The sequence below is a fragment of the Crateriforma conspicua genome, from assembly GCF_007752935.1.
GTDB classification, from domain to species: Bacteria; Planctomycetota; Planctomycetia; order Pirellulales; family Pirellulaceae; genus Crateriforma; species Crateriforma conspicua.
In genome coordinates, this window is record NZ_CP036319.1 from 3,097,462 (window position 1) to 3,122,301 (window position 24,840).

Genomic DNA, 24,840 nt, shown 5'->3' on the forward strand with positions numbered 1-24,840 from the left:
CGATTCGGTCGACACGCGGACGTGATCTCCGTATTTTGCTCGGCTGAGTTCTCTCTGCTTCCCCATGGCGGATGCCTCTCGGCGCCCGCTGTCCCGTTAAAGCCGCATGAGCCCCTGCCGCAGATGGCACAAGACATCAACCAGATCCGTAACATCGGTATCATCGCGCACATCGATGCCGGCAAGACGACGGTTACCGAACGCATGCTGTACCTGAGCGGTGAGAAGCACCGTGTCGGGCGAGTCGACCATGGGACCACCGACACCGACGACGATCCGGAAGAACAAGAACGCGGGATCACGATCTTCAGCGCCTGTGTGAAGTACCAATGGAAAGGCTTCAACATCAACTTGTTGGACACGCCGGGGCACGTTGATTTTACGGCCGAAGTGGAGCGGTGTTTGCGTGTCCTGGACGGTGCGGTGGTCGTGTTCAGTGCCCGCGAAGGCGTCGAGGCACAGAGCGAAACGGTGTGGCGCCAGGCCGACAGGTACGAAGTCCCCCGCATCGTGTTCATCAACAAGATGGATCGCGAGGGAGCGGATTTTCAATCCGTCATCGACGACATCGGTCCGCGACTGGGCGGACGCCCGGTTCCGGTGGAGTTGCCGGTCGGCCAGGGGCCGCCGCACGTCGCCGACCCGTTCCGCGGAACGATCGATCTGGTCCGCAACAAAATGCGACAATTCGATCCGGAGACCGAAGGCAAGAACGTCACGGAGACGGAGATCCCCGATGAGTTTGCCGATGACGCGGCGCTGTGGCGCGAGCAATTGTTGGAAGCCGTCTGTGAAATCGACGAAGAGGCGATGGCATTGGTCATGGAAGACAAACCGGTGCCCGAAGAAATGGTGATCGCCGCGATCCGCAAGGGAACGCTGGAGCGCACCATCCAGCCGGTTTTCTGTGGCAGTGCGCTGCACGGCATCGGCGTCCAACCGTTGATGAGCGGTGTCGGCGACTATTTGCCCAGCCCACTGGATCGGCCTCCGGTGCAAGGTGTCGATCCCAAAAAGCGAGACAAGACACTTTCGCGACAGCCGGACCCGAAAGAACCGTTTTGCGGTTTGGTGTTCAAAATCTTGCCCGCCAAGACCGGCGACAACTATTGGATTCGTGTTTACAGCGGCGAATTGAAACAGAACAGCCGCGTTTACTGTCCGAACCGCGACAAGAAAGAAAATGTGGCTCAGCTTTGGCAAATCCACGCGAGTAAAAAGGATCGCGACGGCCAAACCGATACCGTGACCACCGGCGACATTTGCTGTGTGATCGGGCCGCGGTTCGCGATCACCGGTGACACCGTTTGTGATGTCAAGGAAAACATCGAACTGCCCAGCATCAAGTTTGCTGACACCGTGTTGTCGATGGCGATCGAACCGGAAAGCACGGCGGACCGAAAGAAGTTGGACGAGACGCTGGACATGCTGCGTCGACAAGACCCGACGTTCCAGGCGGTGGAAAACGAGGACATCGGCCAGACTCTGATCAGCGGGATGGGCGAATTGCACCTGGAAGTCATCCAGCACCGTTTGACGCGCGACTTTGGTTTGAACGTCAAGTTCTATAAGCCGCGGGTGAACTATCGCGAAACGATCGGCGGGACCGCCAGTGTCGTCGGCCAGTGCAACCGCCAGATCGGTGACAAGCAGATGTTCGCTCGCATCAACGCGACGTTTTCGCCGCTGGACGATGCTTCCAAGCCCGTGATCGTGTTTGATCGATTGCCGCCGGATTGTCTGCCCAATGACGTGCGGACTGCGGCGATTGAAGAATTCCGTCAGCGGGCCGAAGGCGGTGGCTTTATCGCCGGTTTCCCGTTGTCGGGTGTGAAGATCGAAGTCACCGACGCGGAGATGGCCGAAGAGGGCAGTGACGAAGTGGCGTTCCGGATCGCGGCGGGCGACGCGTTCGACAAAGGATTGGAACAGGCCGGTCCGGTGTTGCTGGAACCGGTGATGAAAGTCGAAGTCACGACGCCCGAAGATTACATGGGCGAATTGGTCGGCGACCTACAGCAACGACGCGCGATCGTCGCCGGCACCGAACAGCGGGGTGCGATGACGGTGATCACCGCCCATGCGCCTCTGAAAGAAATGTTCGGCTACAGCAGTGCCGTTCGCAGTCTGAGCCAGGGCAGGGCGGGTAGCAGCATGGAACCACTGGGTTACCAACCGGCTCCGAAAGAAGACGCCGAAACGTTTTCGTACTAGTTGGTCCGCTGGCTCAGCGTCGCGGGTTGTTCCAAATTTTGGCCGAATCAAGGCCGAGTGCAGAGTTGGTAGTGTTGCGTATGTTGGGACCTGCAATGCAGCCATCGCCCTGGGCTGCGTTGCCGAAACTGCGGAACCCGCGGCTAGCGCCTTGCGGCTCACATCGTCGCCTTTCGCTCCGCCGAAAGTAGCGCTGGGCTGAATGTGTAGGCGCCGGGCTGCGTTGGCGAAACGGGCTAACCCGCGGCTAGCGCCGTGCGGCTCACAAAGTCGCCTTTCACTCCGCCGAAAGATGCGTCAAGCAACGCTGCCATCGCAGGAGCGATAGGCGACGATCGATTTCAAGACGGTGGCCGATGCCAGATCACGGCCACTGCGTGATTTCACGGCCACTGGGCGATTTCACGACCGTTACGGGTCGACAGCTGTTGCCAAATTTCGCGATCGATCGATTCGGACACGTACTGGATCGAACCGTCCATGGCCCCGGCGTGAACGCCCCCGACGTGATAGCTTCGTGCCGTCACGGCGGCATAGGTGCGTGCCGGATTGCTGGGATCACGGCCTTCACGCATGTTGGTGAAATCGATGTCATATTCGACGCCGGATTGCAGGCAGGCCACACGGTGGTTGGGTGGGAACAAGGACGTGAACGCCGCTTGGTGACATCGGCCGTCGACCCACTCGGTGTGTCCGGTGTTTTGTTTGAAACTGCCGCCCAGATCGCAGACGTCTTCGGCGAACTCGGGGGCGTCCATCTCGCCGACCGTTCCCACGTCACGCAGGTAAGGCGTCCATCCCTTCACCTCCGCCATCGCCAGCGTGTTGCTAAGCCCGTCGATGCAGTCGCGGAATTTGAAGTACCGGCCGGGATGAAACATGCCTTCGCCGACTTCGCCGGTTCGCGGGTCGACGACGAACCAGACACCGGCGTTGGCGGCATAGTTCAGCTTGTAGTATTCCGGCCCGTCGTCACCCATGCGTGGCTGGTCGCCGGGATCGCTGGGGCATTGATAGGTCGCAACGCGTACCGCGGCGATCGGTGTCGACACGCCATCGACATCGACGAAGCTTTCGGTGTATCCGAAGCCGAAGTTGACGTTGTCCGCCAAGTTGGTGGCTTCCAAGAACGGCAAGATACGGGCCTGCATCGACCAGCCTTTGCCGTTGCCCGGTTCGGTCCAGCCGGGCGGCAGCCGCTTGTATGCCGATTCATAGTTATGGGTCGCCAGCAGGATCTGCTTCATGTTGTTGCTGCAGCTCATTCGCCGGGCCGCTTCGCGTGCCCCCTGGACGGCCGGAAGAAGCAAGCCCACCAGAACGCCGATGATGGCGATCACCACCAGAAGTTCGACCAGCGTGAAGCCGGCGTTGCGGTGAACGGGACGAAAAAACCGACGGCGCGCGTCAGCAGCGCAGGCACACATACCACACATGAGCGATGAACCCTGGAAGAAATCAGGAAGCAGTGTTGCGTGGCTGGCTAGGCGCGATGTCGGATCGGTGATCTCGCATCCGCCGTGGCTGGCTGGGCATTGAAGAGCCGCAGCTTATCGAGAATGATTGTCAACAACAAGACGCCGGCTGGTCAAAAAGAGGGGTGAACTTTGAGCTGGTCGAAGTAGGGCGTTTCCGTGCACCTAAGCCCGCGTTTTTGGGGGCTGCTGTTTCGCGGCACTAGGTCCCCGGGCGGTTGCCGTACCAGCGGATGTGCATCCGATCGCAGTACCGAAACCCGTGTCGGTCGCACCAGGGACGCAGCCACTTCGCCGCCTGGTCCAGCGATTCGGCCGTGACCCCCTGCGGCATGATCCAGACCTGTGCCGGGGCCACCCCCAGTGCTGAAACGATATCCAAGGTTTCATCCGTCTCGTCGATTCGGTCGACGACGAATTTGACTTGGTGGTCCACCGCGGCGTCGATCAATCGCCGCATCGTCGCGACTGGCATCCGGCGTTGTTCGTGAAGCCGGGCCCAGCGTGGGTGCTGTTCCGGGGCCGGTCCGCTGCTGGAAAGCTTGGGGCTGAGCGACAGCAGATCGCAGGTAAGATCGCGCCAGGCCGTTCCGGCGGTTTCGATCGTCACGTGCAGGCCTTCGCTGCGGAGTCGCCGGCACAGCGTTTCGACGGCCGGAAAGATCAGCGGTTCGCCGCCGGTCAGCACGACGTGCCGACAATCGCCGGATCGCGACGCTTGAATCGCTTGGCGGACCAGTTCACCGACGGTGTGTCGCTGGCCGGTCGGTTGCCAGGATGCGTAGGGCGTGTCGCAGAACCAGCACCGCAAGTTGCAGCCACTGAGCCGGATGAAAAAGCTGTTCGTCCCCGTCAGACCGCCTTCGCCTTGCCGACTGAGGAAGGTTTCTGCGACCGGCAACATCGGGACGCGCGGACCGACACCCCTACCCGATTCGGCGACCGGCTGGCAAACTTCGCGAAAGATTTCTGGAGGACCCAACGTGACTGATTCAAACGAAAATTCGTTTCGTGACTTGTTGGAGGTTTTCGACAACCCCAACCCGGAACGCAACTTTACCATCGAACACATTTGCCCGGAATTCACCTCGGTGTGTCCGAAGACGGGCCAGCCCGATTACGGCAAGATCATCTTCACCTACATCCCGGATCAGGTGTGCGTGGAGCTGAAGAGCTTGAAGATGTATCTGCAGGCCTTTCGCAACGAAGGCATCTTCTATGAAGCGGTGACCAACCGGATCATGGACGACTTTTTGGCCGTCGTAAAGCCGCGGCGGGCTCGCGTTGACAGCGAATGGACGCCCCGCGGTGGTCTGCGCAGTAACATCACGGTCGAATATCCCGAGCCGTAACGGCACGCCGGGCGACCGCCGGCCATCCGTTTTCAGATTCCCACCCCAAAAGACCGCCACGTCCACCATGACCTGCCCGCCAATCTTGTTGTCCGGCTTTGCCGATGAATCCGCCAATGAAAAACTGGCGATCCAGCAGTACACCGCGTTCGCCGCGATCGGATTGAAGTATCACAGCATCCGATTCGTCGATGCCGGCGACGGTATCAAGAACGTGATGGCGTTGTCGGAAAAAGAGATCAATCACCTGGTCAATCTTCAGGCCGATTACGGGCTGAAGGTCAGCAGCATTGGTTCGCCAATCGGCAAGGTGAAGTTGTTGGACCAAGAGGACGGAACGCAGAACAAGTTCATTCCGTTCGACCAATATCTGGCCAACGACGTTCAAACGGCTTGTGACCGGGCCGAAGCGTTCGGATGCAAGTTGCTGCGTGGTTTCTCGTTCTATCATCCCAAGGGAACCGCACCGGAAGACCACTTGGACCAGGTTTGCGATCAACTGACGGCGATCGCCGAGGCCTGTGACGCGCGTGGATTGACGTTCGGTTTGGAAGTCGAAGCGAACTTGGTCGGACAAAGTGGCGACTTGTTGGCAAAGATCGCCAGCCAAGTGAATCATCCCGCGATGGTCACGATCTTTGACGGCGCGAACATCGTCATGCAAGGCTTCACGCCGGACCAAGTGTACCGCCAGTATTTGGCGATGAAGCCCAGCCTGGGTTGGCTGCACATCAAGGATTACAGCGATCCCGCGTTGACCGGTCGCGTCGAACACGTCGACGAGGAATCGGCCAGCCATTTCGTTCCCGCGGACCGCGGCGACAGTGCCCACGAAGCGATCTTGCGCGACCTGCGTGATTTCATGCCGACGTTGAACCAGCGGATGACGGCTCGCGGCGTCGACGGCGTGTTCATGGACTTGGAACCGCACCTGAAGGGCGGCGGCCAGTTCGGCGGGTTCAGCGGTCCGGATGGGATGGGCGTCGCCGTGCGTGCGTTGTGCCGAGTGTTGGACTACGTGGACTTGCCGTACCAACTGCGGACGTTTGACGATTTGAAATAGCGCGATCCGAAGCGACACGATTCGAAACCACGCTTTGCACCGACCGCCGGGGAATCCGCCGTGCGGCGTTGCGTTGAACGTTTGCCGTTTTGTTTTTTGGTTGACTGAGTTATCAGAGTTGACTGAATGCCATGAACCGGGACCCCGAACATCGGTTGACTCAGCTGGAGATTCAGCTGGCGCATCAAATCCGCTTGTTGGATCAATTGAACGACGTGGTGGTGGAACACGGCCAGCGGCTGATGCAGCAGGAACGCACGATTCGTCGTCTGCGTGACGAGATCAAGTCGTTGAAGGCGGGCGGTGGCCAGGACGAGCCACCGATGACGCTGGAAGACGAACGCCCGCCTCATTATTGAGCGATCGCTGGCGGCAGTTTCGATCCGAATGGTCGCCTTTCGCTCCCGCAAAAGTTGCGCAAGCGGACGCTATTTTCGCGGGAGCGAAAGGCGACGTTTGGGCTGGCGGTTAGGGCGTTGGTTCGCCGGCCAAGAAGACGTGTCGACCGGGCGCGATGGCGATCAAGTAGTGGTTCCGGCCGTCTTCGATCGAAACCGTCGTTTGCACCGGAGTTCCGATTTCGCCGCCGTCGAAACCCAGCGGCGTCAATGTGACCGCGTGTGAACCCGTGGGCAACTCGGCACGTAAGACCTGGACTTCGCGAGGCAACAGTCCCCAGCACCGGGTGTCCGCGGATTCGCTGGCGCTCCACGCGGATGCCGCGGCCAAATGGAACAGCTTGCCCGGCGTGCCGGACAGTCCCAGTTGTCGGCCGGCTGTGGCGACCATCGATTCCTTGGTGACTCGTCGCATCACCGCGCGGGCGATCGTCCAAGGCCGTTCGATTTCGTTTTGGCGGATCGCCAAGTCGGCGACATCGGTCAGCGTTTGGGTCGCTCCGTAGACTTGACCGTCGATCGTGGTCGCCAGTGCGGCGGTGGGCGAATCGGGGATCGCCACGACGGGGATTTTGACGCTGGCGATGTTGCCCAGGATCACTTGGCGATCATCGTCGTCTTCGTCAGACTCTTCGTCGTTGTTGACGTTGCTTAGCAGAGCCGACGCGATGTTCATCGCCATTGTCGTCGTTTCCGCTTCTTGTTCGACCAACACCGGGCCGCGACCGACACAGGCCAAGACATAAATCACGCCGTGTCCCGGACGGCTGTGGGTGCCGCCGCTGGCACGGGCGATGTCTTCGTGGGCCGGTCGAAAGTCCGGGCGAATCTGACTGACCAACTGGTATGCCTTGGTCGCATCGTCATAGTCGCGGTGGGTGGCTTCGCGAAGCACGCCACGCAAGTACGACGTCATCGCAATCGGCTGGTACGCTTGGGTGCCCGCTTCGGCCACCGTTTCCATCAACCCGCGTTCTTCGGCGTGCTTGGCCAGTTCTTGTTGCTTCATCTGGGCCTGCAGCGTGTACGCTTCCGCATCGGCCGCATCGCGTGACAGCGAACACAGGGCCAGCATGCTGCGGATCATCACTTGCTCGTATCCGCTGCTGCGATAGATCCGTGTTCGGTCATCGGTGACCATCGATGCGGTATCGGCCAGCGGTGTCAGCAGCGGTCGACTGTCGAACTGGTCACGCAGTTTTCGTAAGCGTTGTTCGGCGGACAGCGAATCGCCCGACGCCAGTTCGACGATCGCCAAGTCCAACGACGCAGCGTCGCTTTCCTTGGATCGGCCGTCGGCAATTTCACGCAGCGTCGCATCGGCCACGCCGAGGTCGCCGGCGGCAAAGGCGGATCGCGCCGTCGCCATGTCGGGGCGGTGCACCGCGCACCCGACGTTGCAGACCGCCAGTGCCAGTATGACGGTCGTCCACACCGGGGCAGGGCGGGCGTTTCGAAACGCGGTGGCGGATGACAGATCGGACGACATCGGCAAAGGGCGACTCAGCCGTCGGCTTGGTCAAACAGACCGAAATTCCACCACTTGCCGGCACGAGTCTTGTGGTAACCCTTGCGGATCTTCGCCGACTCCTTCAAGTAGTCGCCGCTGTGAAGGTTGACCATTTCCAGGGTCAACAGGTAATCACGCTGGGTGCTCTTGTTGCGATCGGTCGTCCCCGTGGTGATTGTGCCGTACAGCAAGTAGTCGACCGGCGTGCCTTGGCGGCCCAGGGCGGCGGCAAAGATCGATCGGTTTTCCGGCAGGTACAGCGAATCGGGACGCATGCGGGTTTCTCGAAGGGCGGCGTCGACCATTCGCCGGCTGATGCTGCGGAACGTTTGGGCACCGTTGATCTGCGAATCGATCCGCTCGTACAACTGTTCTTTGAAGTCCACCAGTTCTTCGGCGCTACGGTTCTCCAGGCCGATGAAGCAGACGGTGGCCGGACCGGTCGACAGTGCCGGGGTGACCGAACCGTCGATCGCCGGAGCCATCATTTCGCCGGGAACGAAACCCGCGGGCTGGACGCTTGGCGGGCATCGCGACAGCAATTTGGCGACCGATTCATCGACCAGCGGGTTCCACGTGGCGGCACCCGCGGCGTGGCTGCCGACCATGTCTTTGTCGTCGGCGGCCAGCATGTGTCCGTATTGGTGTGACGCGCATCCGGTGGCCGCAACGCCGGTGGTAGCAACCAGAGCGAGGCCGCTCAGACGGCGGGCGAAGGTTCGGCGAGAGCAGGTCGCAGATCCGGCGCGTGTTTCTTGACTCGAGCGTGCCGCGGCACGTTGGGTCGCACTGCAATGGGGTTGATCTGACATCGGACTCAAGTTTTCTCTACTGGTTTGCCAGGAAAATGGCTCAATCGGCTCGCAGTCGGCTTGTCGCCAGCGTCGGAGCTATCAAAATGTCGCCGCCGGAGGCCAGGTCACGTTCGAGAACACTGCCCCGACCCGGTCGCCGGCTCCTTTGAACACTTCCGCGGCGATTCGATCCGGCCGCACCGCAAGCCCCAATCACGATCATCTGATCGGATGTCGGGCGATGACGGGTCGGCATTTGCCGCGATGCCGACATCTTTTCGCTGACCGGCCGAACCGGCGAAGTTGACGTAGAATCCCCATATTCTGATTTCAGCGCTTTTTGCCCTCGATTTCTCCACCCCCCAACTGTCCAGCATGTCACTGATCGACGCGACGTCCACCGTTACCGCTATCGCCCAGTCCACCGCCGTCGCTGTCGCCGCCGGCGTCGGTGATTCGGTGGCCGACCCCCGCGAAAGCTTTTCGGACGTGACGGCGTCGCCGACCGCGATGGTCGATGACGATGATGACGACGACGATGATGATGACGACGACGGGGACGATGACTTCGACGACGATGGCGGCCAGGACGGCGATGGCAATCCCGGTGACGGCGGGTTCGGCGACGGGCTGGACGAAGACGACGACATCGATGAATTCGATGACATCGACGAAGACGACTTCGATGACGATTTCGACGACGACTTCGAAGAAGAGCTGGACGACGATTACGAGATCGAGATCGACGACGAAATCAGCGCGGAATTCGGGCTGAACACGGCTTCCGACGATGACGACGACAATCTGGACGACGCCGATAGCTTCGACGATTTCGAAGACTCGATCGACGACTGATTCTGCCCCACGCACGCGGCGATCATCGCCTTTCGGTTCGCGAAAGGCGCGGCGGTTCCCTATCGCTGTTCCGCTTCTTTCTCAATTCCAGCGATGCGGTCAGCCAACCGATCCGCATTGAAATCTGCGGAGGCGATCGCGCGGTGATCCAGCAAGACGCAGCGATCCCCAAACTGGCGGCTGTGGTTCAGTGGCACCGGACGATCACAACGTCGTGGGCTGGATCGGTGCATCGATCGAAACGCTTGGCCCAGCGGCACGCCGTTCGACTGGCCCAGCCGGATCACGTGATCTCGCGTCGATTCGTCGGCGACCAGCCAAGCGATCTTGTAATGGCATCCCACGTCATCGTTGGACGACTCGGCCGGCGCAGCGACCCGTTGCCACCGATCCAAGCGACCGCTGAGCGACTGCAATAGCTGCGCCACCCGGGCTTCGCGGGCGATGGTCGCATCGGCCAGTTTCTTCAATTGCGGGAGCAACACCGCGGCTTGGAACGTGGAGATCCCGAAGGCGTCGCTGGGGCGATCGGCCAGGGACCGCAGTCGCGCCGCGATCGCATCGTCATCGGTCAACACGGCGCCACCGCCACCAGAAGTCAGCGGTTTGGAGCCGCCGAAGCTGAGTGTCGCGACGTCACCGAAGCAGCCCGCCGGTTTTCCGCCGATCCGCATCCCGGGGGCTTGGCACGCGTCTTCGATCAAAGTCCATCCGCGTTCGCGACACCGTTGGGAGATTCTGGCGATGTCGGCGGGCTGGCCAAATAGATGCGACACCACGACGGCTTTGACCGACTTCGCCACATCCGATCCGGCGATCTCGTCCAGGCTTGTGGCCGACATGCTGGCCCGGTCCGGATCGATGTCGGCTAGCACGGGGCGAGCCCCCAACAGTTCGACGGCTCGGAAATTGCCCGGATAGTCGAACGCTGCGACGACGACGCCATCGCCCGGGCCGACACCGGAGGCTCGAAGCGCCAGTTCGACGGCCAACGACCCGCTGCTGACCGGTCGAGCATGATTGACCCCGAACGTCTCGCAGAGCGATCGGATCAAGTCATCCTTGATGGGTGAATCGTAGGCCGCCCAGTCCGCGAGTTCGGATCGATGGCGGATCGCTTGGGCAATTTCCTCGGCAGCGATCGGCCACAGGTCATCGCCTGTCGGAAAGGAGGGCTCGGGCGGCTTGGGCAAGAGAGCGGGTTGGGGATAGCGTTGGAGGGTTGGAGTCAGTTTTGGAGGAGCGAGCGTAAGCGCTGGTCGTGTTGGATGCCAGCGCTTCCCGGGCGGGATCGGGTGTCGGAGCAAAAGTGCGTCGATCGGTGATCCGCTTTGCCGGTTCCGGGGTGTCGATCGTCGGGGCGTGAAACGAAACCACGCAAAGTCGTTCAGGTGGCTGGGCTTGTGACCTTTTTTGGGCTTCCATATCATGCCGCATTCGTTTCACGCGCCCCAGTGCGGGGCTAGACGGCATCCGCATGACGGACGCCCCCAATTGCCTCTGACGGCAAAGGCGGCCCGCTTTTGTTCAGTTTCCACGTTCACGTTTTTATTGACACAATCACCGCCGAACCGGCGTTGATGATGGCATCGGCTATTGACGGCTTCGATGCGGTCGCCGGAATGCTCGCCCAAATCGGTGGTGACGCCGCCGGGGCGGCCGCCGACGGAGCCGCGGTTGATGGCGCCGCAGGCGGCGAAGACCCCGGTTTTGTCCAGCGTTTGTTGGCCAATCCGTTGCTGTTGCCGATCTCGTTGTTCGTCATTTTCTATTTGACCTTCATTGCCCCCGAACGGCGCAAGAAGGCGGACGAGGCCAAGATGATGGCGTCGTTGTCCAAGAACGATCGGGTGATCACGATCGGCGGCATTCACGCGACGGTGGTGTCCGTCGGCGGTGATGACGGCGTGGTGACGTTGAAGATCGACGAAGGCGGCGGCACCAGGATCAAGGTCAATCGATCGGCGATCGCCAGCATCACCGAATCGGCCAACAAGCCAAAGACCGACGGCAAATCGGCCGCGACCACGGAAAAGGCTTAGGAAACGAATCGCGTCCCCGATTTTTTTATCTCCCACACCACCTCTCTCACTGCCGGCGACGCCATGATGGCGTCACAACACGGCCCCCAACCATTCGACCGGATTCAAGAAACTAACGATGGACTGCAACTTCACCGATGGGCTGATGATTCTGGCCCAGTCCGCTTCGGTCAACGCCAGCGATGTCGCGGCGGATCAGCCCAGTGCCGCCGGCCCGTGGATCGCCATCGCGATCGCCGCCGCCGTCCTGATCTTGCCTTTCGTGGTGGGATCATTCTTGGCCAAGGCGATGCGGATGCCACAGATGGCCACCCGCCTGGGCTTCATCCTGTTGGCGGTCACCGCCAGTGCCGTGGTCTTGCTGAACAAGCTGCCCGGCCTGGGTGTCGACCTTCGTGGTGGAACGATCCTGGTTTACGAAATCGACCCGTCCAAAAACGAACAGAAACAAGCCGACGGGGGCCAGCGGATTCAATCCGAAAGCTTGGTCGAACCGCTGACCCAGCGGATCAACCCCAGCGGCACGCAAGAAATCGTGATTCGCCCGTACGGCGAAAACCAAATCGAAATCATCGTGCCCGAAGTCGACCAGCGTGAAGTCGACCGGATCAAACAGCTGATCGAAGAAGCCGGGATTTTGCGGTTCGCGATTGTCGCCAACCAAGCCGACCACCAAGCCATCATCGATTTGGCACGCACCAACGCGGAATCGGATTACCCGTTGCGTGAGATCGTCGGTTCGACCGACGGACTGTTGTACGGACGCTGGGTCGCCGTGGGCCGCGAAGCCAACGAAGTCGACGGAGTCCGTCCGTTCCGGCTGGGCGTCGGTAACGCCACGCTGCGCAACCCGGACACCGGCAATTTGGTCAACCCGCCGGCACAAGCCTTGTTCAGCGACGAACCCGGAACTCTGGCACGCTGGGTCGCCGATCAAGGGATGAGCGGTCTGGAGATCTTGATGGTCGTCGACCCGCTGTTGGACGTAAAAGGCGAAGACCTGTCGTTCGCATCGGGAACGGTTGACGAACGTGGCGGTCCCGCCGTCGCGTTCAACTTGACGGACCAAGGTTCGGGCCGCTTCCGTGCACTGACGACCAACAACGCGCCCGTGGGAACGCGTCAACGCCAGTTGGGGATCGTGCTGGATGACGTCCTGTTGTCGGCTCCGACGATCAACGAGCCCATTTCAAAACAAGGTCGGATCACGGGCAACTTCACTCGCGAAGAAGTCGATCGCTTGGTCGCGGTTTTGGAAGCCGGTCAATTGCCGGCGGCTTTGACGCCCCAGCCGATCGCAGAAAACCAGATCGATGCAACGCTTGGTAAAGACACGATCGAAAAAGGCGTTTGGGCCATCGTCGTTTCCTTGGCGTTGGTGCTAATCTTCATTCTGGTCTACTACATGTTTTCCGGGGTTGTCGCTTGTATCGCCTTGTTGCTGAACCTGGCGATGATTCTGGCGACGATGGTGTTGATCAACCAACCGCTGACGTTGCCTGGCTTGGCCGGTCTGGTTTTGACCGTCGGGATGTCGGTCGACGCGAACGTGCTGATTTTCGAACGCATCCGCGAAGAACTGAAAAAGGGTGCGAAGCCTCGGATGGCGATTCGCAACGGTTTCGGGCGTGCGACGACCACGATCATCGACGCCAACCTGACCACCTTGATCACGGCCATCGTGTTGTACGCGATCGGCACCGACCAGATCCGCGGCTTTGCCGTGACGTTGATCTTGGGGATCCTGTTTTCAATGTTCACCGCGATCTATGTTTCGCGAACGATCTTTGACATCGCCGAAAAGAAGGGTTTCCTTTCGCTTGGCATGCTGGATTTTGTCAACAGCATCCGGTCGTCCCTGGCCGGCGGTGGTCAGTTCGATTTCATGGGCAAGGGCAAGATGGCCATGGTGGTTTCCGGGTTGCTTGTCACCCTGGGAATCGCCAGCTTGGTGATGCGTGGCAGCAGCATCTTTGACATCGACTTTGCCGGTGGATCGTCGGTCCAGTTCCGCGTCGATCGCCCGGTCGATACGGACCAGGTCCGTGCGATCGTCGACGGTGTGTTGGTCAGCGACAGCGGTGATGATCTGCAAGGGACCGTCAACGGTGTCAGCATCGAAGGCATCCCGGACGGGACCGTCTTCAAAGTCGACGCGCCGATCGACCAGGTCGACGATTTGAAAGCGTTGATCGAACAAGGATTTGAAAACTCCGACGTCGCCGATTTGGTCACGTATCAAGTCAGTATCACGCCGGCCGGTGACGCCAGTTGGTTGCCACGTCGTCGCAGCCTGGACCCCAGCCGTGGGCTGTTCGACCCGCAAACGGGAACGACTTTGGCTGCCGCGTATGCCCAAGAGGACGACGCGAACGGCGATGAAGCCGCCGACAGCGATTCGGCAGAAGGCGAATCGGATGAAACGATGGAAGTGGAGCTGCCTGGCATCGTGTTCAGCACGGCAGTGGTCCAGTTGGGCGTCGGCGATGAAGACGCCGGGGCCGCGATCAACGGAAAGACTTTGATCGACAAGATCGTTCAATCCGCCTCGGCGGCAGGCATCGAAGTCAGTGATCGCGAGATCAAGCTGACTCCGATGGGCGACAACGCATCGGAATGGGCACCGGATTCGGCACTGACGTTCGATCAATGGAAGGTCCAATTGCCGATGGGCCAGGCCAAAGCCGATGCCGTGATGTCGCAACTGGAAAGCGATCTGAGTAGTGAACCGATTTGGATCAGCAGCAGCAGCGTCGGATCGCGTGTCGCCGGCGACATGATCAGCCGTGCTTTGGGGGCGTTGTTCGCCAGTCTGTTGTCGATCATCGCCTACATTTGGTTCCGATTCCAACGTGTGATCTACGGCGTCGCCGCGGTGTGTGCGTTGATCCACGACGTGCTGATCACGCTGGGTGCGATTGCCGTCAGCTACTGGTTGGCCGACGCGTTGGGATTCTTGTTGATCGATCCTTTCAAGATCAGCCTGACCGTCGTCGCCGCGTTGCTGACGATCATCGGTTACTCGTTGAACGACACGATCGTCGTGTTTGACCGGATCCGTGAAACGAAGGGCAAGAGTCCTCGGTTGACCGGTGAAATGATCAACAGCAGCATCAATCAAACGCTCAGCCGAACGTTGCTGACGTCGATCACGACGTTGATTGTGGTCGTGTTGTTGTACGCCTTCGGCGGTGCCGGCATTCACGCCTTCGCGTTCTGTTTGGTGATCGGAGTGCTGGTCGGGACGTACAGCAGCATCTTCGTCGCCAGCCCGATTCTGCTGTGGTTGGTCAACCGTGGCGAAGCCAAAGCGGCTGCCTGATCAAACGTTCAACGTTTTGAAAGAACGGATAAGTCGGGGACTGTTTTCAGTCCTCGGCTTCTTTTATGCGCCGGTGGGAAGCGGAAGGAAGCTCGGCGACGTGCGTGTGCCGCGTAGGCCAGACCAAGGATGTTTCCATCGAGCGCATTTGCGACGCGATTGATGGACGCCGCTTGAGAGAACATTGAGCCGCTCGGACGCGACTTTCGCGGAACGCCATGTGACAATATGCAAGCCGCTGGGCGCTAGCCGCGGGGCCGGTCGTTTCGCCGGCGATACCTGACGCTAGCGCGCTGGGCCCAGGCTCCCGGCGTTCTCGATCGTTCTCCGACGCGATTTTCGCGGGAGCGAAAGGTGACGATGGGCTCGGGTCAAACCACCAGCACAATGGCGATGCTGAGCAGACCGGCGGCGATCAGACGCTGGGTCATCACTTTCCCGCCGGCGGCTTGTTCCGACTTGCTGAACCAATGCCCGACCATCCAGATCAGGACCACGGCCCACAATCCGCGCGAGCTGTAAAGCACATTGGCTTCGGCCGCGTGTCCCCAAGTGCTGATCGTGCACGTCAAGAACACTGCTTGAAGAGCCATCAAGAATGCGCCGCCGGCGATCCAGGGCAGGGCAGCCGGTTCCAGCCGACGCAGGGGCGCGGAAAAGAACGGGACCAGTCCGATGGACAGGACGCCCGCCCAGCCCATCACCAGCGGCATCAGCCGAGTCGTGCTCCAGACCGGTCCCCAATACTGAAGCAAGCAATCAAAGATCGCGTAGCAGACCGCGGCTCCGATCGATGCGGCTGCCGTCAGCAACAACCGTCGATGATGGCCGCCGGCACCGCTGGCACCCAGCATCGCCACCGCGACGGTTGACAAGACCGCCGCAGTGATCAGTTTCCAGGCGTCGCTGGGGATCTTTCCGTCGCCGTATCCAAGCCAGGATACCGTCAACGTGATGGCGGTCACGATCAAGATCTTCAGCCCCATCAATGGCGTCGCGATGCTGACGTCGCCCAAGTTCAAAGCCACGACAACCAAAGCTTGGCCACCGACAAACAGCGTCGCGATTAGGATGGGCTGCCACCAAAGCGACCAATCCACTGGCGTGTCGCCCCACAACCAAAGCGGGGCAAACAAGATCGTCGTCGCCCAATTGCAAAGAAACGTGACTCTCCAAGGTCCCGGTCGCCAGTCGGTTGCCCGCTTCAGGCACAACACAGCGACGGTGTACAGCAGAGCGGCGGACAAGACAAAAACGGTGGCGATGCTGGACATCCAGGCGGGACTTTTGGCGAAAGAGACGGAGCAGGGCGGGATGCTGAATCGTAGGGTCCCCGGTCGTCTGCGATAGGGGACGCGGCGCGTTGCCAGACTGCTTACCCGGCTGCCTGCCAGACTGGACGCCAAGGTCGCATCGCCGTGTGAAACCGACGTGGGAAACAGTCGCCCGTCAAATCCATGATGTGGCCGGCCTGGCAGTCTGGGAAAACCAGGCATCTTGCCGATCAACGCAAAAAAAAAAGCCACGGGGCAGATCCCGTGGCGTCGTGTTTGATGCAGGCGATGGCCGATGGCGATCAGCCGGCCAATTTCAATTGCGGGCGATTGTCGGCGGCGGAGGCGGCCAGCATGTTCCGCAGACGCTCGAATTCATCGCTGTCGCTGAAGTGGATCGTGATCTTGCCACGGTTGCGAGCCGACGATTTGATTTCGACTTTGGTGCCGAAGACCATTCGTAATTCGTTCTGCATCGCTTCGACTTGCGGCGAAACGGTGCGTCGTTTTTGACGGGTGGCGTTGACGACCTTCTTGCCGGTCTCTTCGTCTTCCTCGGCCTGCAGCATCTGGGCGACACTGTTCTCGGTGGCGCGGACGGACCATTTTTCTTCGATGATCTTGTTGGCCGTACGGATCTGGATTTCCTCGTCGCCGATCGGCAGCAGGGCACGAGCGTGACCAGCGGTGATCTGTTTGGCGGTCAGTTGGTCAAGGATCGCTTGGGGCAACTCCAACAAACGCATCAGGTTGGCGATCGTGCTGCGGTCGATCGACAGGCGGCGAGCCAAGTCGTCTTGCTTGCACTTGTGCTCTTCGATGTACCGCTTGAACGACAGCGCCTTTTCGACCGGGTTCAAGTCCTTGCGTTGCAGGTTTTCGATGATGGCCAGTTCGGCCACCAAGCGATCATCGGCTTCGCGGACTTCGGCGCGGATGGTCTTCAGGCCGGCATGGATCGTCGCGCGAAGGCGACGTTCGCCGCTGATCAGCTGGTACCGTCCATCGACGATCCGGACCAGCACCGGTTGCAGTTGCTGGTGGTTCTTCAGGCTTTCGGCCAGCGACGCGATCTCTTCCGGATTGAATTCACGTCGCGGCTGGAACGGGTTCGCCTCGATTTCGTCGACATTCAATTCCAGCGACGGGATCGACGATCGGTTTTCGCCGTTGTCATCGAAGGACTCGGGAATCGGGTTGCCGTCGGCATCCACGGGGGTACCGAGCAAGGCGGCCAATCCCTTGCCCAAACGACGATCCTTGGCGGTCGTTGCACTAGTCATGCTGAAGCACCTCCATGCACAGCTGGGTATACGCGAACGCGCCGCGCGAACGCGGGGCGTATTGAAAAACGGTCTGGCCGTGGCTGGGGGCTTCGCACAAGGCGACGTCCCGCGGCACGACCGAATCAAACACAATGTCGCCGAAGAATTCTCGGACTTCGGCGTCGACTTCGTGGGTCAGTTCAAGATGCGGATCGTACATGGTCAGTAGGATTCCGCCAAAGGTCAGTCTGCCGTCGGTCGACACGATGACCTTTTTGATGACTTGGATCAGCTGGGTCAGCCCTTCCATGGCGAAGTATTCGCATTGGATCGGGATCAAAACCTCGGTGCTGGCGTTCAATGCCGACTGGGTCAGTGCACCGACGCTGGGCGGACAGTCCAACAGGACGAACTGGTGAGTTTCGGCCAGGGTGTCCAAGTGTCGGCGGACCAGTTGGGTTTCGTTGGCGTCGGAATTGGCCAGCCGGTCGACGTCTTGGAACGTCCGGCTGCCCGGGATGACGCTGAGGTTATCGATGGATGAGGTCTGGATGCCGTCGATGATCGATTCTTCGCGAACCAAGGCGTGCCCGTCACAGGGGGCCAAGCCGATGGCACTGGTCGCGTTGCACTGTGGATCCATATCCAACAACAGCACCGTTTGGCCGGACATGGCCAAAGCCGCTGAGAGGTTGACGGCTGTGGTGGTCTTACCCACGCCGCCTTTCTGATTTACTACGCACAGGATCCTACCCACGACCCGATCATCCTTGTTCCTAGCGTCGGTGAGGCTCGCATTTTCGGCTGCGAAAGCGTTCCGACGACGGTGGGAAGGTACGAAGAAAGGCGTGAAGAGGGCAAGATTGGTTTCATAGGAAACTTGTTCCACCCAGGTTGCCTGGTCTGCCTGTTTCGCGTGGAACGTTCAGCGACCATGTTCCGGAAACGTAAAAGCCCCGGCCCGATCGGACGGCGAATCCGTGTCGGGGCGGGGCAGAGAACGCAATGATGGCGGGGCAAACGTCGTGGGGACAATCCGCCCGGAGCCGGCTTTCGGCTGATCGGTCAGGCGATCACTTCAGGCGATTGAACGTCAAACCGCTAAGCAGCTTGGGGTAGAAGTACGTGCTCTTGGCGGGCATCCGTTCCTTGTGCAGCGAGATTGCTTCGACGTCCGACAGTTTGGCCGGCATGACCAAGGCCGCCAGGGTGTAGGGCTCGTCGCCGTCTGATTCCGCTTGGCTGCCCTGGCCACGGAATCCGTCGATCACTTCGCTAACCTCGTGAACATAGGTCGGTTTGGGATGGCCTTCGCAGCCCAGCAGTCGGTCGATCACCAGTCGGTGCAGGATGCTGACGCCCAGACCCCGCCAATCGTCGCTTTGTTGCCCGGCGATCTCTTTCATCAAACCTGCAGCGGCATCGGTGGCTTTGGCCAGCACCCAGACGTCGTCTTCGGCGGCATAGACGGCCACCAACCCCTGATCGTCGGCCGATTCCATGCGGCTCCATGCTTCGGCGGCCGCATCGAGTCCGCCCGACAGTTTTTCGCAATCAAACGCGTCGCCCAGCTTTTCAACGACCTGGTCGCTGGTGAATTTGGGCGTGCCCCGCAGCAATCGGTGCGTCGGCAGCACGATCATGCCCGGATCGCTCATTCCGACCAGCATCGTCATCACGAAATTGGCCGGATGGGCATCGTCGATGGCCCCTTCGGTTTCGATCACGTGATCCTTGTAGTTGCAGGCCGTTTCGTAACGGTGGTGACCGTCGGCGACGAACATCGGGCGATCGGCCATCAACTGGCTGACTTTTTCGCAAGCCGCTTCGTCGGTGACCGGCCACAGGATGTGCTTGACGCCCAAGTGATCGACGGCTTCCAACGGCGTGACGCCCTGGCATGCGGCGTCCAACGTTTCGATGATCTCGTTGGACGGATCGGGGTACAGGCCAAAGATCTGGCTGTTGTTCTGCCCGGTGGCCTTGGTCAGCTTCAGTCGGTCGACTTTCGCCTTGGGGTGCGTTTCTTCGTGCGGATAGATGTTGCCTTCGCCGAATCGTTGGATCCGAACACGTCCCATGAACCCGCGGCGGTTGATGGTTTGCCCGTCGTGTTCGAATTGTTGGTGATAGACATAGTACGCCGGCTGGTCGTCTTGCTTCAGCACGCCCTCGGACAACCACTGTTGAACGAAGTCGGCGGCACGCTGGTACTTTTCATCACCGCTGTCGCCCGGTTCCGGACGGTTCAGGATGATTCGGATGACGTTGGCCGGGTGCCGCTTGTAAAGCTGGTCCTGCAGCTCGGGATCGATGACGTCGTAGGGCGGGGCGATGACGTCGCTGATCGACCCGACGTGGTCCAAGTTATAACGGACGGCTTGAAAAGGAGTGATCTGAGGCATCTTGTTGGATCAGTTCGGGGCTGAAACGGGCTGTCGGTGGATTGGGCCGGTGCGTGAACCCACCGGGAAGCCCGTGATCCGGGCGTCGGCGAGTTGTGGCCGGCTGCGGTTGTGCACCGGTGGGAGCGTTTTGAAGGCTACGGCCACCCTGTGCGCCGGGATGGTAAATTAGATCGCTTCGGCTGGGCACCCGGCACCCGATCGGACCGGCGCGACGGATGCACTGGCGATTGGGGCGAATGCATCGCGAGCACCCGCAGATCCCGGTGACGAAGGATCTGTCCCCCAGCCGTTGCCCTCCAACTCTCTTTTCATCCCTTCGAGAACATTGCCGCAGGAGGCAGCTGGCGTGCTGGCATTCACCTGGATCGAATCGGGACTGGTGGCGATGCTGCTGGTCGCCGCGGGCTTGGTGGTCTTTCTTTCTGTGGCGGCGGATTCGTCGTCGGACGGCAAGCCGGTTCGTAGTGGGCGGTCTTGGTTGGCGATCTTTGGCTGGATCGGATTGGTCGGCGTCGTCGCCGCGGCGGCCGCCAGCCACCGTGATCCGGTCACCGTTCGGTCCGCCAAAGCCAAGTGGCCGGAGGTCCGCCCGCACGATCGCTATGTCGGATCGGACACTTGCCGCAGTTGCCATCCGGGCCAGCACCAGTCTTGGCATGATTCCTGGCACCGAACCATGACCCAGGACGCTACCGCGGAAAACGTCATCGCACCCTTCGATGGTCGAACACTGGGGCCGTCCAATGCGCAGGTGAAGGTTTATCGGGACGGCGACACGTTCATGATGGATTTGAACATTGCACCCTTTGCGGCGGGGCAGGGTGCCAGCCCGATTCGCGAATCCTTTCCGGTGGTGCTGGCGACCGGAATGCATCACGAGCAACAGTATTGGCTGAAGACTCAGGACGACATGCCGCAATTGTTGCCGGCCCCTTATTCCTACTTGGCGACGACAGGTCAGTGGATTCCGCGACAGGCCAGCTTCCTGCAACCGCCCGATGAATACCCGTTCCCACTGACAAAGCCGGGGACTTGGCATGAGACCTGTATCAAATGTCATGCGACCGGAGGCCGGTTGAACGCTTCGCAAATTGATCGCGAACGACAAGGATTCGGCGCCATTGATCCGACCGTGATGGAGCTGGGGATTTCTTGCGAAGCCTGTCACGGGCCCGGCGGCGACCACGTGGATGCGAACAAGAACCCGCTGAATCGATACGCCAACCATTTGCGTGGATCCGACGACACCATCATCAATCCGGCAAAGCTGGATCACATGCGGACGTCCTCCATCTGTGGCAGTTGTCACAGCATTCGGATGTTCAAAGACTTTGACCAGTTCACCCAGTACGTCAAAGAAGGCTTTGAATTCCGGCCGGGCGACGATCTGTTCGAAAACGGCATGGAAGACCTAGTGCAGTGTTCGACGCCAAATTTGACAGAAAAATTCAAGAAACGGCTGACAAATCCCGACATGCAGCTGGACAACTGGTTCTGGTCCGACGGCATGGTTCGCGTTTCCGGCCGCGAGCTGACGGGCATGTCCCAGGCACCGTGTTTTCAAAACGGTGAAATGTCGTGCTTGTCGTGCCATCAAATGCATCGCGAGCATGACGATCCGCGCGATCCCAAGCAGTGGGCCAACGACCAGCTGGCGATCGACATGCATTCGGACCAGGCGTGTCTGCAGTGTCACGAAGACATGCGCAGTGAAAAAGTCATCGCAGCCCACACCAAACATGCCCCGGGCTCGGCCGGCAGCCAGTGCATGAACTGTCACATGAGCTATACGGTGACGGGGCTGATGAAAGCGATCCGCAGCCACATGATCGACACGCCGTCGGTCCAGACGACCTTGGAAACCGGACGTCCCAACGCGTGCAATCAGTGTCACATGGATAAATCGTTGGCTTGGACGGCGGGACATCTACGCGACTGGTACGGCTATGCAGTTCCCGACCTGGATCCGCAGCAAAAGAATCTGTCTCTGATGGCGGACATGGCGGTTCGTGGTAACGCCGGGGCTCGCGCGATTGCCGCTTGGACCTTGGGGTGGAACCAAGCCCAGGCGACGTCCGGGAAACGATGGACGGTCCCGTTTCTGACCCAGCTTCTGCGCGACCCGTATGATGTGGTCCGTTTCAGTGCGTATCGTTCGCTGAAAACGGTGCCGGGCTTCGAAGAATTTCAGTTCGAATTCATGGCCGAAACGCTAACTCGCGATGCGTCGGCGGACGAAGCCTTGCAGCGATGGGAAACCATCGTGCAACAACAGGATACAGCGGTCGATACCGATACGCCCAGCGCGGTGCTGTGGAAACAAGACGGGGCGTTCGATCGCCAGGCTTTCGATGAACTGTTGCAACAGCGGGACGATACTCCGATGCAACTATTGGAATGATCCGGCGTCGGAATCCTCCTTCAGGCGACGATCGCGTGGCGGCGATCCACGTTAGCACGCCCCTGCCTTTGCCAACTTGTCATCCCCGACGTCACTGACCCGAGCCGCATCACGTGTCCAGCCTTTCACCATCCCCTTCCGGTCACAGTTCCGCCTTGGTTCGCCGACACCTTCGGTTCGGATGGATCTCGTTGTTGCTGTTTGTGACCGCCGGCATTCTGCTGGAAACGATGCACGGGCTGAAAGTCGGCTGGTACCTGGATGAAACCTACGAAGTGCGGCGATTGATGTGGACGCTTGCACACGCCCACGGAACTTTGCTGTCGTTGGTGCATATCGCGTTCGCGGCAAGTGTGGCGATCACGCCGATGCTGTGGGGGACGGGAAACTTTTTGGCGTCTCGTGGTTTGATGGCCGCATCGGTGTTGCTGCCCGGCGGCTTCGCTTTGGGCGGAATCTTCATCTATGACGGTGACCCCGGTGCCGGCGTCTTTTTGGCGCCCATCGGCGCCGCATTGATGTGGCTGGCGGTGGCATCGATCGCTTGGAAAGCCGGCGGCGTGCAGCCGGTGACGCCGCCCACCGGTGACCCCGCCAGTGACACCGCGAAGGAGTGATGATGGTGCCGTCCGATCCGACTGATTCGTCAAACGGAGACTCATCGCTTCGTTGGATGGTTTGTTCGTTTGATGATTTGTCGCGTCGTTGGCTGTATCGATTGCTGCAAGCCCGCCAAGAAGTCTTCACCATCGAACAACACGTCATCTGCCAAGACTTGGATGACCTGGACTTTGACGCCCAGCATGTGCTGTGCGTCGATGGTGATCGCGTTGCCGCGTACGCACGGGTGTTGGCGGCGGGAACGCGGTACGACGAACCATCATTCGGTCGTGTTTTGACAACCACCGACTATCGCGGCATCGGCCTGGGCAAGGCGTTGGTCCGGCGATGTGTGCAGACGATTGAAACGCTGGCGCCCGACAGCCCTTCATCACGGATCAGTGCCCAGTTGTACCTGAAGGATTTCTACGCCTCCTTCGGCTACGTCCCCTTCGGCGATGTCTATTTGGAAGACGCCATCGACCACATCGCCATGCGGCGGATGCGATAGCTATTGCTTGGTCATCGAGCGTGATGAAGCCCGTACAAGAATCGTGTCGCGCCGTCGATAGCCCCATCCCGCCGCGACCGCAAGCAGAAGGCAAGTGCCCGGTTCAGGAACCGCTGAGGCGATGTAGCTTGAATAAGTGGCGTTATCGGGCAGGACGATCGGACTGGTGCCGTCGTATTGGCCCGCGATCGACGGAGTCGTCTGCGCCAGGATCTCTCCGGCGGTCAACAGCTGAAACGAGTCACCGTACTCCTGGTTAAACGCTTCCAAAAACAGGTTCGCGAAAACACCATTGACCAAAGTGCTCGGATGGATCCCATCGTGCACAAACGCATCCGTTGTTGCGTCGGTTGGGAAAAACGGATTTCCCGCAAGAACATCGGAATAGTCGACACCGCCGGTGCCCAATTTATTGACTTCCAGATTGCCAACCTTGAAATCGCCGTTGCCATTGGGGGATGTGTTGTCGCCCCAAATGTCCTTGGTCAGCTGATACAGATCGACAACCGGGATGCCTTGCTGGGTCAACGCTGTCTTTGCATTCTCATTGTATTGCTGCATGACGTCGTCGACCAATTCACGCCGCGCCGCGTCGGGGTAGAACGCTTGTGCGAAAGGCGTGATCCCATACTCCGGGGCTGTTGCAACGACCACATCCATCCCTGCATCCCGGAGTGCACCGGCGGCGACGATCACGCGCGAAACAGCGGCGTTGGCAAAGCCGTCGATCGTTCCCTGATCTAACAAGCCGCTGTAGATCGATTGATAGGGGCCGCTGGAGCTGGCCAAGTTGGTGACCACTCCGCCGGGTGGCGCCCAGGGGAACAAGTCGTTGGAGCCCACGATCAGTACGGCTTTTCCGATGCCTTCGGTCGATGCCTGGGCGGCGAGGTTCGTGTGTTGTCCGTCGTCTATCAGCGACTGCGTTGTCGATCCGGCCAAAGCCCAGTTGTATTCATACCCTGTTCCACGAGTGTCACCCCAACCGCCGGGGTTGGTCGAACCCGCGTCAATGCGGCCGGTGTCAACCAAGATTTCAAATGCGTTCTTTGAGTAGCCAAGGTTGACGCCAACCTCGCTTTGATCGAAATGCTCGTCCAGCAGGCTGTCGCCGATGGCACCCATCTTGGGTGTCGTTTGTGCCTGGCTGAAACCGGTCAAGCTTACGGAAATGAGCAGGGCAACTGCGGTTCTGACGCGATTCATGTACAAGCTTCATGGAGAGCAACTGGATCGGCCCCGGGGTTCACCTGGGGGCATGATAAACCACCGCATGGTGGATTGCGCAAAAAAAAACGCTCGGCCGTAGGGGCCGAGCGTTGGCGTGTGTCTGGTTGTTGGCCGGACCCGTGGGGG

General features: G+C 60.1%; 20 protein-coding genes. 10 read left to right on the plus strand and 10 right to left on the minus strand.

What is annotated here, in order from left to right; translation table 11 throughout:
• The first annotated feature begins 123 nt into the window (after window positions 1–123).
• A complete protein-coding gene (gene fusA / locus Mal65_RS11710; protein WP_145297568.1) occupies window positions 124–2,214 on the plus strand; it encodes an elongation factor G in 2,091 nt (696 codons plus the stop codon).
• 383 nt (window positions 2,215–2,597) lie between these two features.
• Here the strand turns inward: fusA and Mal65_RS11715 are convergent, their stop codons facing one another.
• Entirely contained in the window at window positions 2,598–3,641 is a 1,044-nt protein-coding gene (locus Mal65_RS11715; RefSeq protein ID WP_196784858.1) for a DUF1559 domain-containing protein, read from the minus strand.
• A gap of 250 nt (window positions 3,642–3,891) precedes the next feature.
• Window positions 3,892–4,593: a 7-carboxy-7-deazaguanine synthase QueE gene (locus Mal65_RS11720; protein WP_145297573.1), complete on the minus strand. Its 702-nt coding sequence runs from the start codon at window positions 4,591–4,593 to the stop codon at window positions 3,892–3,894.
• Between the two features lie 79 nt (window positions 4,594–4,672).
• Here Mal65_RS11720 and queF point away from each other — a divergent pair, with 79 nt between their 5' ends.
• From queF to Mal65_RS11735, 3 genes are all read left to right on the plus strand, one after another.
• Entirely contained in the window at window positions 4,673–5,041 is a 369-nt protein-coding gene (gene queF / locus Mal65_RS11725; RefSeq protein WP_231131348.1) for a preQ(1) synthase, read from the plus strand.
• Between the two features lie 67 nt (window positions 5,042–5,108).
• Window positions 5,109–6,104: a TIM barrel protein gene (locus tag Mal65_RS11730; protein WP_145297579.1), complete on the plus strand. Its 996-nt coding sequence runs from the start codon at window positions 5,109–5,111 to the stop codon at window positions 6,102–6,104.
• Between the two features lie 131 nt (window positions 6,105–6,235).
• Window positions 6,236–6,463: a SlyX family protein gene (locus Mal65_RS11735; RefSeq protein ID WP_145297582.1), complete on the plus strand. Its 228-nt coding sequence runs from the start codon at window positions 6,236–6,238 to the stop codon at window positions 6,461–6,463.
• Window positions 6,464–6,572: 109 nt separating this feature from the next.
• Here the strand turns inward: Mal65_RS11735 and Mal65_RS11740 are convergent, their stop codons facing one another.
• Window positions 6,573–7,991 (minus strand): COG3014 family protein, encoded by a 1,419-nt coding sequence (locus Mal65_RS11740; protein WP_196784776.1) that lies wholly within the window; start codon window positions 7,989–7,991, stop codon window positions 6,573–6,575.
• A 14-nt stretch (window positions 7,992–8,005) separates the two neighbouring features.
• Window positions 8,006–8,644, minus strand: coding sequence for an LpoB-related protein (locus Mal65_RS11745; RefSeq protein ID WP_231131349.1), 639 nt, complete (start codon window positions 8,642–8,644; stop codon window positions 8,006–8,008).
• A 537-nt stretch (window positions 8,645–9,181) separates the two neighbouring features.
• Here Mal65_RS11745 and Mal65_RS11750 point away from each other — a divergent pair.
• Entirely contained in the window at window positions 9,182–9,661 is a 480-nt protein-coding gene (locus tag Mal65_RS11750) for a hypothetical protein (RefSeq protein WP_174820161.1), read from the plus strand.
• Window positions 9,662–9,720: 59 nt separating this feature from the next.
• On the opposite strand, the gene Mal65_RS11755 is transcribed toward Mal65_RS11750, so the two are convergent.
• A complete protein-coding gene (locus tag Mal65_RS11755; RefSeq protein WP_165701214.1) occupies window positions 9,721–10,854 on the minus strand; it encodes a DegT/DnrJ/EryC1/StrS family aminotransferase in 1,134 nt (377 codons plus the stop codon).
• A 387-nt stretch (window positions 10,855–11,241) separates the two neighbouring features.
• On the opposite strand from Mal65_RS11755, the gene yajC reads away from it, so the two are divergent.
• Entirely contained in the window at window positions 11,242–11,703 is a 462-nt protein-coding gene (gene yajC, locus Mal65_RS11760) for a preprotein translocase subunit YajC (RefSeq protein ID WP_196784777.1), read from the plus strand.
• Between the two features lie 118 nt (window positions 11,704–11,821).
• A complete protein-coding gene (secD, locus tag Mal65_RS11765; protein ID WP_145297591.1) occupies window positions 11,822–15,025 on the plus strand; it encodes a protein translocase subunit SecD in 3,204 nt (1,067 codons plus the stop codon).
• A gap of 371 nt (window positions 15,026–15,396) precedes the next feature.
• Here secD and Mal65_RS11770 read toward each other — a convergent pair whose 3' ends face one another.
• The 4 genes from Mal65_RS11770 to Mal65_RS11785 form a co-directional block, all read right to left on the minus strand.
• Window positions 15,397–16,299 (minus strand): DMT family transporter, encoded by a 903-nt coding sequence (locus Mal65_RS11770; RefSeq protein ID WP_145297594.1) that lies wholly within the window; start codon window positions 16,297–16,299, stop codon window positions 15,397–15,399.
• Window positions 16,300–16,601: 302 nt separating this feature from the next.
• Window positions 16,602–17,582 carry a ParB/RepB/Spo0J family partition protein gene (locus Mal65_RS11775; protein WP_145297596.1) on the minus strand — a complete coding sequence of 327 codons (981 nt, stop codon included), beginning with the start codon at window positions 17,580–17,582 and terminating at the stop codon, window positions 16,602–16,604.
• A complete protein-coding gene (locus tag Mal65_RS11780; protein ID WP_145297599.1) occupies window positions 17,575–18,321 on the minus strand; it encodes a ParA family protein in 747 nt (248 codons plus the stop codon). Before Mal65_RS11780 ends, Mal65_RS11775 begins: the two co-directional genes overlap by 8 nt.
• Window positions 18,322–18,637: 316 nt before the next feature.
• Complete coding sequence (locus Mal65_RS11785) at window positions 18,638–19,969, minus strand: DUF1015 domain-containing protein (RefSeq protein WP_145297602.1); 1,332 nt, start codon at window positions 19,967–19,969, stop codon at window positions 18,638–18,640.
• A gap of 349 nt (window positions 19,970–20,318) precedes the next feature.
• Here Mal65_RS11785 and Mal65_RS11790 point away from each other — a divergent pair, with 349 nt between their 5' ends.
• The 3 genes from Mal65_RS11790 (at window position 20,319) to Mal65_RS11800 (ending at window position 23,484) form a co-directional block, all read left to right on the plus strand.
• Window positions 20,319–22,373 (plus strand): multiheme c-type cytochrome, encoded by a 2,055-nt coding sequence (locus tag Mal65_RS11790; protein WP_145297604.1) that lies wholly within the window; start codon window positions 20,319–20,321, stop codon window positions 22,371–22,373.
• Between the two features lie 113 nt (window positions 22,374–22,486).
• A complete protein-coding gene (locus Mal65_RS11795) occupies window positions 22,487–22,990 on the plus strand; it encodes a hypothetical protein (protein WP_145297607.1) in 504 nt (167 codons plus the stop codon).
• 56 nt (window positions 22,991–23,046) lie between these two features.
• Window positions 23,047–23,484 (plus strand): GNAT family N-acetyltransferase, encoded by a 438-nt coding sequence (locus Mal65_RS11800; protein ID WP_231131350.1) that lies wholly within the window; start codon window positions 23,047–23,049, stop codon window positions 23,482–23,484.
• Here the strand turns inward: Mal65_RS11800 and Mal65_RS11805 are convergent, their stop codons facing one another.
• Window positions 23,485–24,690 (minus strand): PEP-CTERM sorting domain-containing protein, encoded by a 1,206-nt coding sequence (locus Mal65_RS11805; RefSeq protein WP_145304858.1) that lies wholly within the window; start codon window positions 24,688–24,690, stop codon window positions 23,485–23,487.
• Between the last annotated feature and the right edge of the window lie 150 nt (window positions 24,691–24,840).

Coding starts and splice junctions, on each gene's coding strand:
- Mal65_RS11730 (WP_145297579.1), top strand. CDS start 5,109: ATGACCTGCCCGCCAATCTTGTTGTCCGGCTTTGCCGATGAATCCGCC.
- Mal65_RS11785 (WP_145297602.1), bottom strand. CDS start 19,969: ATGCCTCAGATCACTCCTTTTCAAGCCGTCCGTTATAACTTGGACCAC.
- Mal65_RS11720 (WP_145297573.1), bottom strand. CDS start 4,593: ATGTTGCCGGTCGCAGAAACCTTCCTCAGTCGGCAAGGCGAAGGCGGT.
- fusA (WP_145297568.1), top strand. CDS start 124: ATGGCACAAGACATCAACCAGATCCGTAACATCGGTATCATCGCGCAC.
- Mal65_RS11740 (WP_196784776.1), bottom strand. CDS start 7,991: ATGTCGTCCGATCTGTCATCCGCCACCGCGTTTCGAAACGCCCGCCCT.
- Mal65_RS11715 (WP_196784858.1), bottom strand. CDS start 3,641: ATGTGTGCCTGCGCTGCTGACGCGCGCCGTCGGTTTTTTCGTCCCGTT.
- Mal65_RS11805 (WP_145304858.1), bottom strand. CDS start 24,690: ATGAATCGCGTCAGAACCGCAGTTGCCCTGCTCATTTCCGTAAGCTTG.
- Mal65_RS11770 (WP_145297594.1), bottom strand. CDS start 16,299: ATGTCCAGCATCGCCACCGTTTTTGTCTTGTCCGCCGCTCTGCTGTAC.
- Mal65_RS11775 (WP_145297596.1), bottom strand. CDS start 17,582: ATGACTAGTGCAACGACCGCCAAGGATCGTCGTTTGGGCAAGGGATTG.
- Mal65_RS11735 (WP_145297582.1), top strand. CDS start 6,236: ATGAACCGGGACCCCGAACATCGGTTGACTCAGCTGGAGATTCAGCTG.
- yajC (WP_196784777.1), top strand. CDS start 11,242: ATGATGGCATCGGCTATTGACGGCTTCGATGCGGTCGCCGGAATGCTC.
- Mal65_RS11800 (WP_231131350.1), top strand. CDS start 23,047: ATGGTTTGTTCGTTTGATGATTTGTCGCGTCGTTGGCTGTATCGATTG.
- Mal65_RS11745 (WP_231131349.1), bottom strand. CDS start 8,644: ATGCTGGCCGCCGACGACAAAGACATGGTCGGCAGCCACGCCGCGGGT.
- Mal65_RS11750 (WP_174820161.1), top strand. CDS start 9,182: ATGTCACTGATCGACGCGACGTCCACCGTTACCGCTATCGCCCAGTCC.
- secD (WP_145297591.1), top strand. CDS start 11,822: ATGGACTGCAACTTCACCGATGGGCTGATGATTCTGGCCCAGTCCGCT.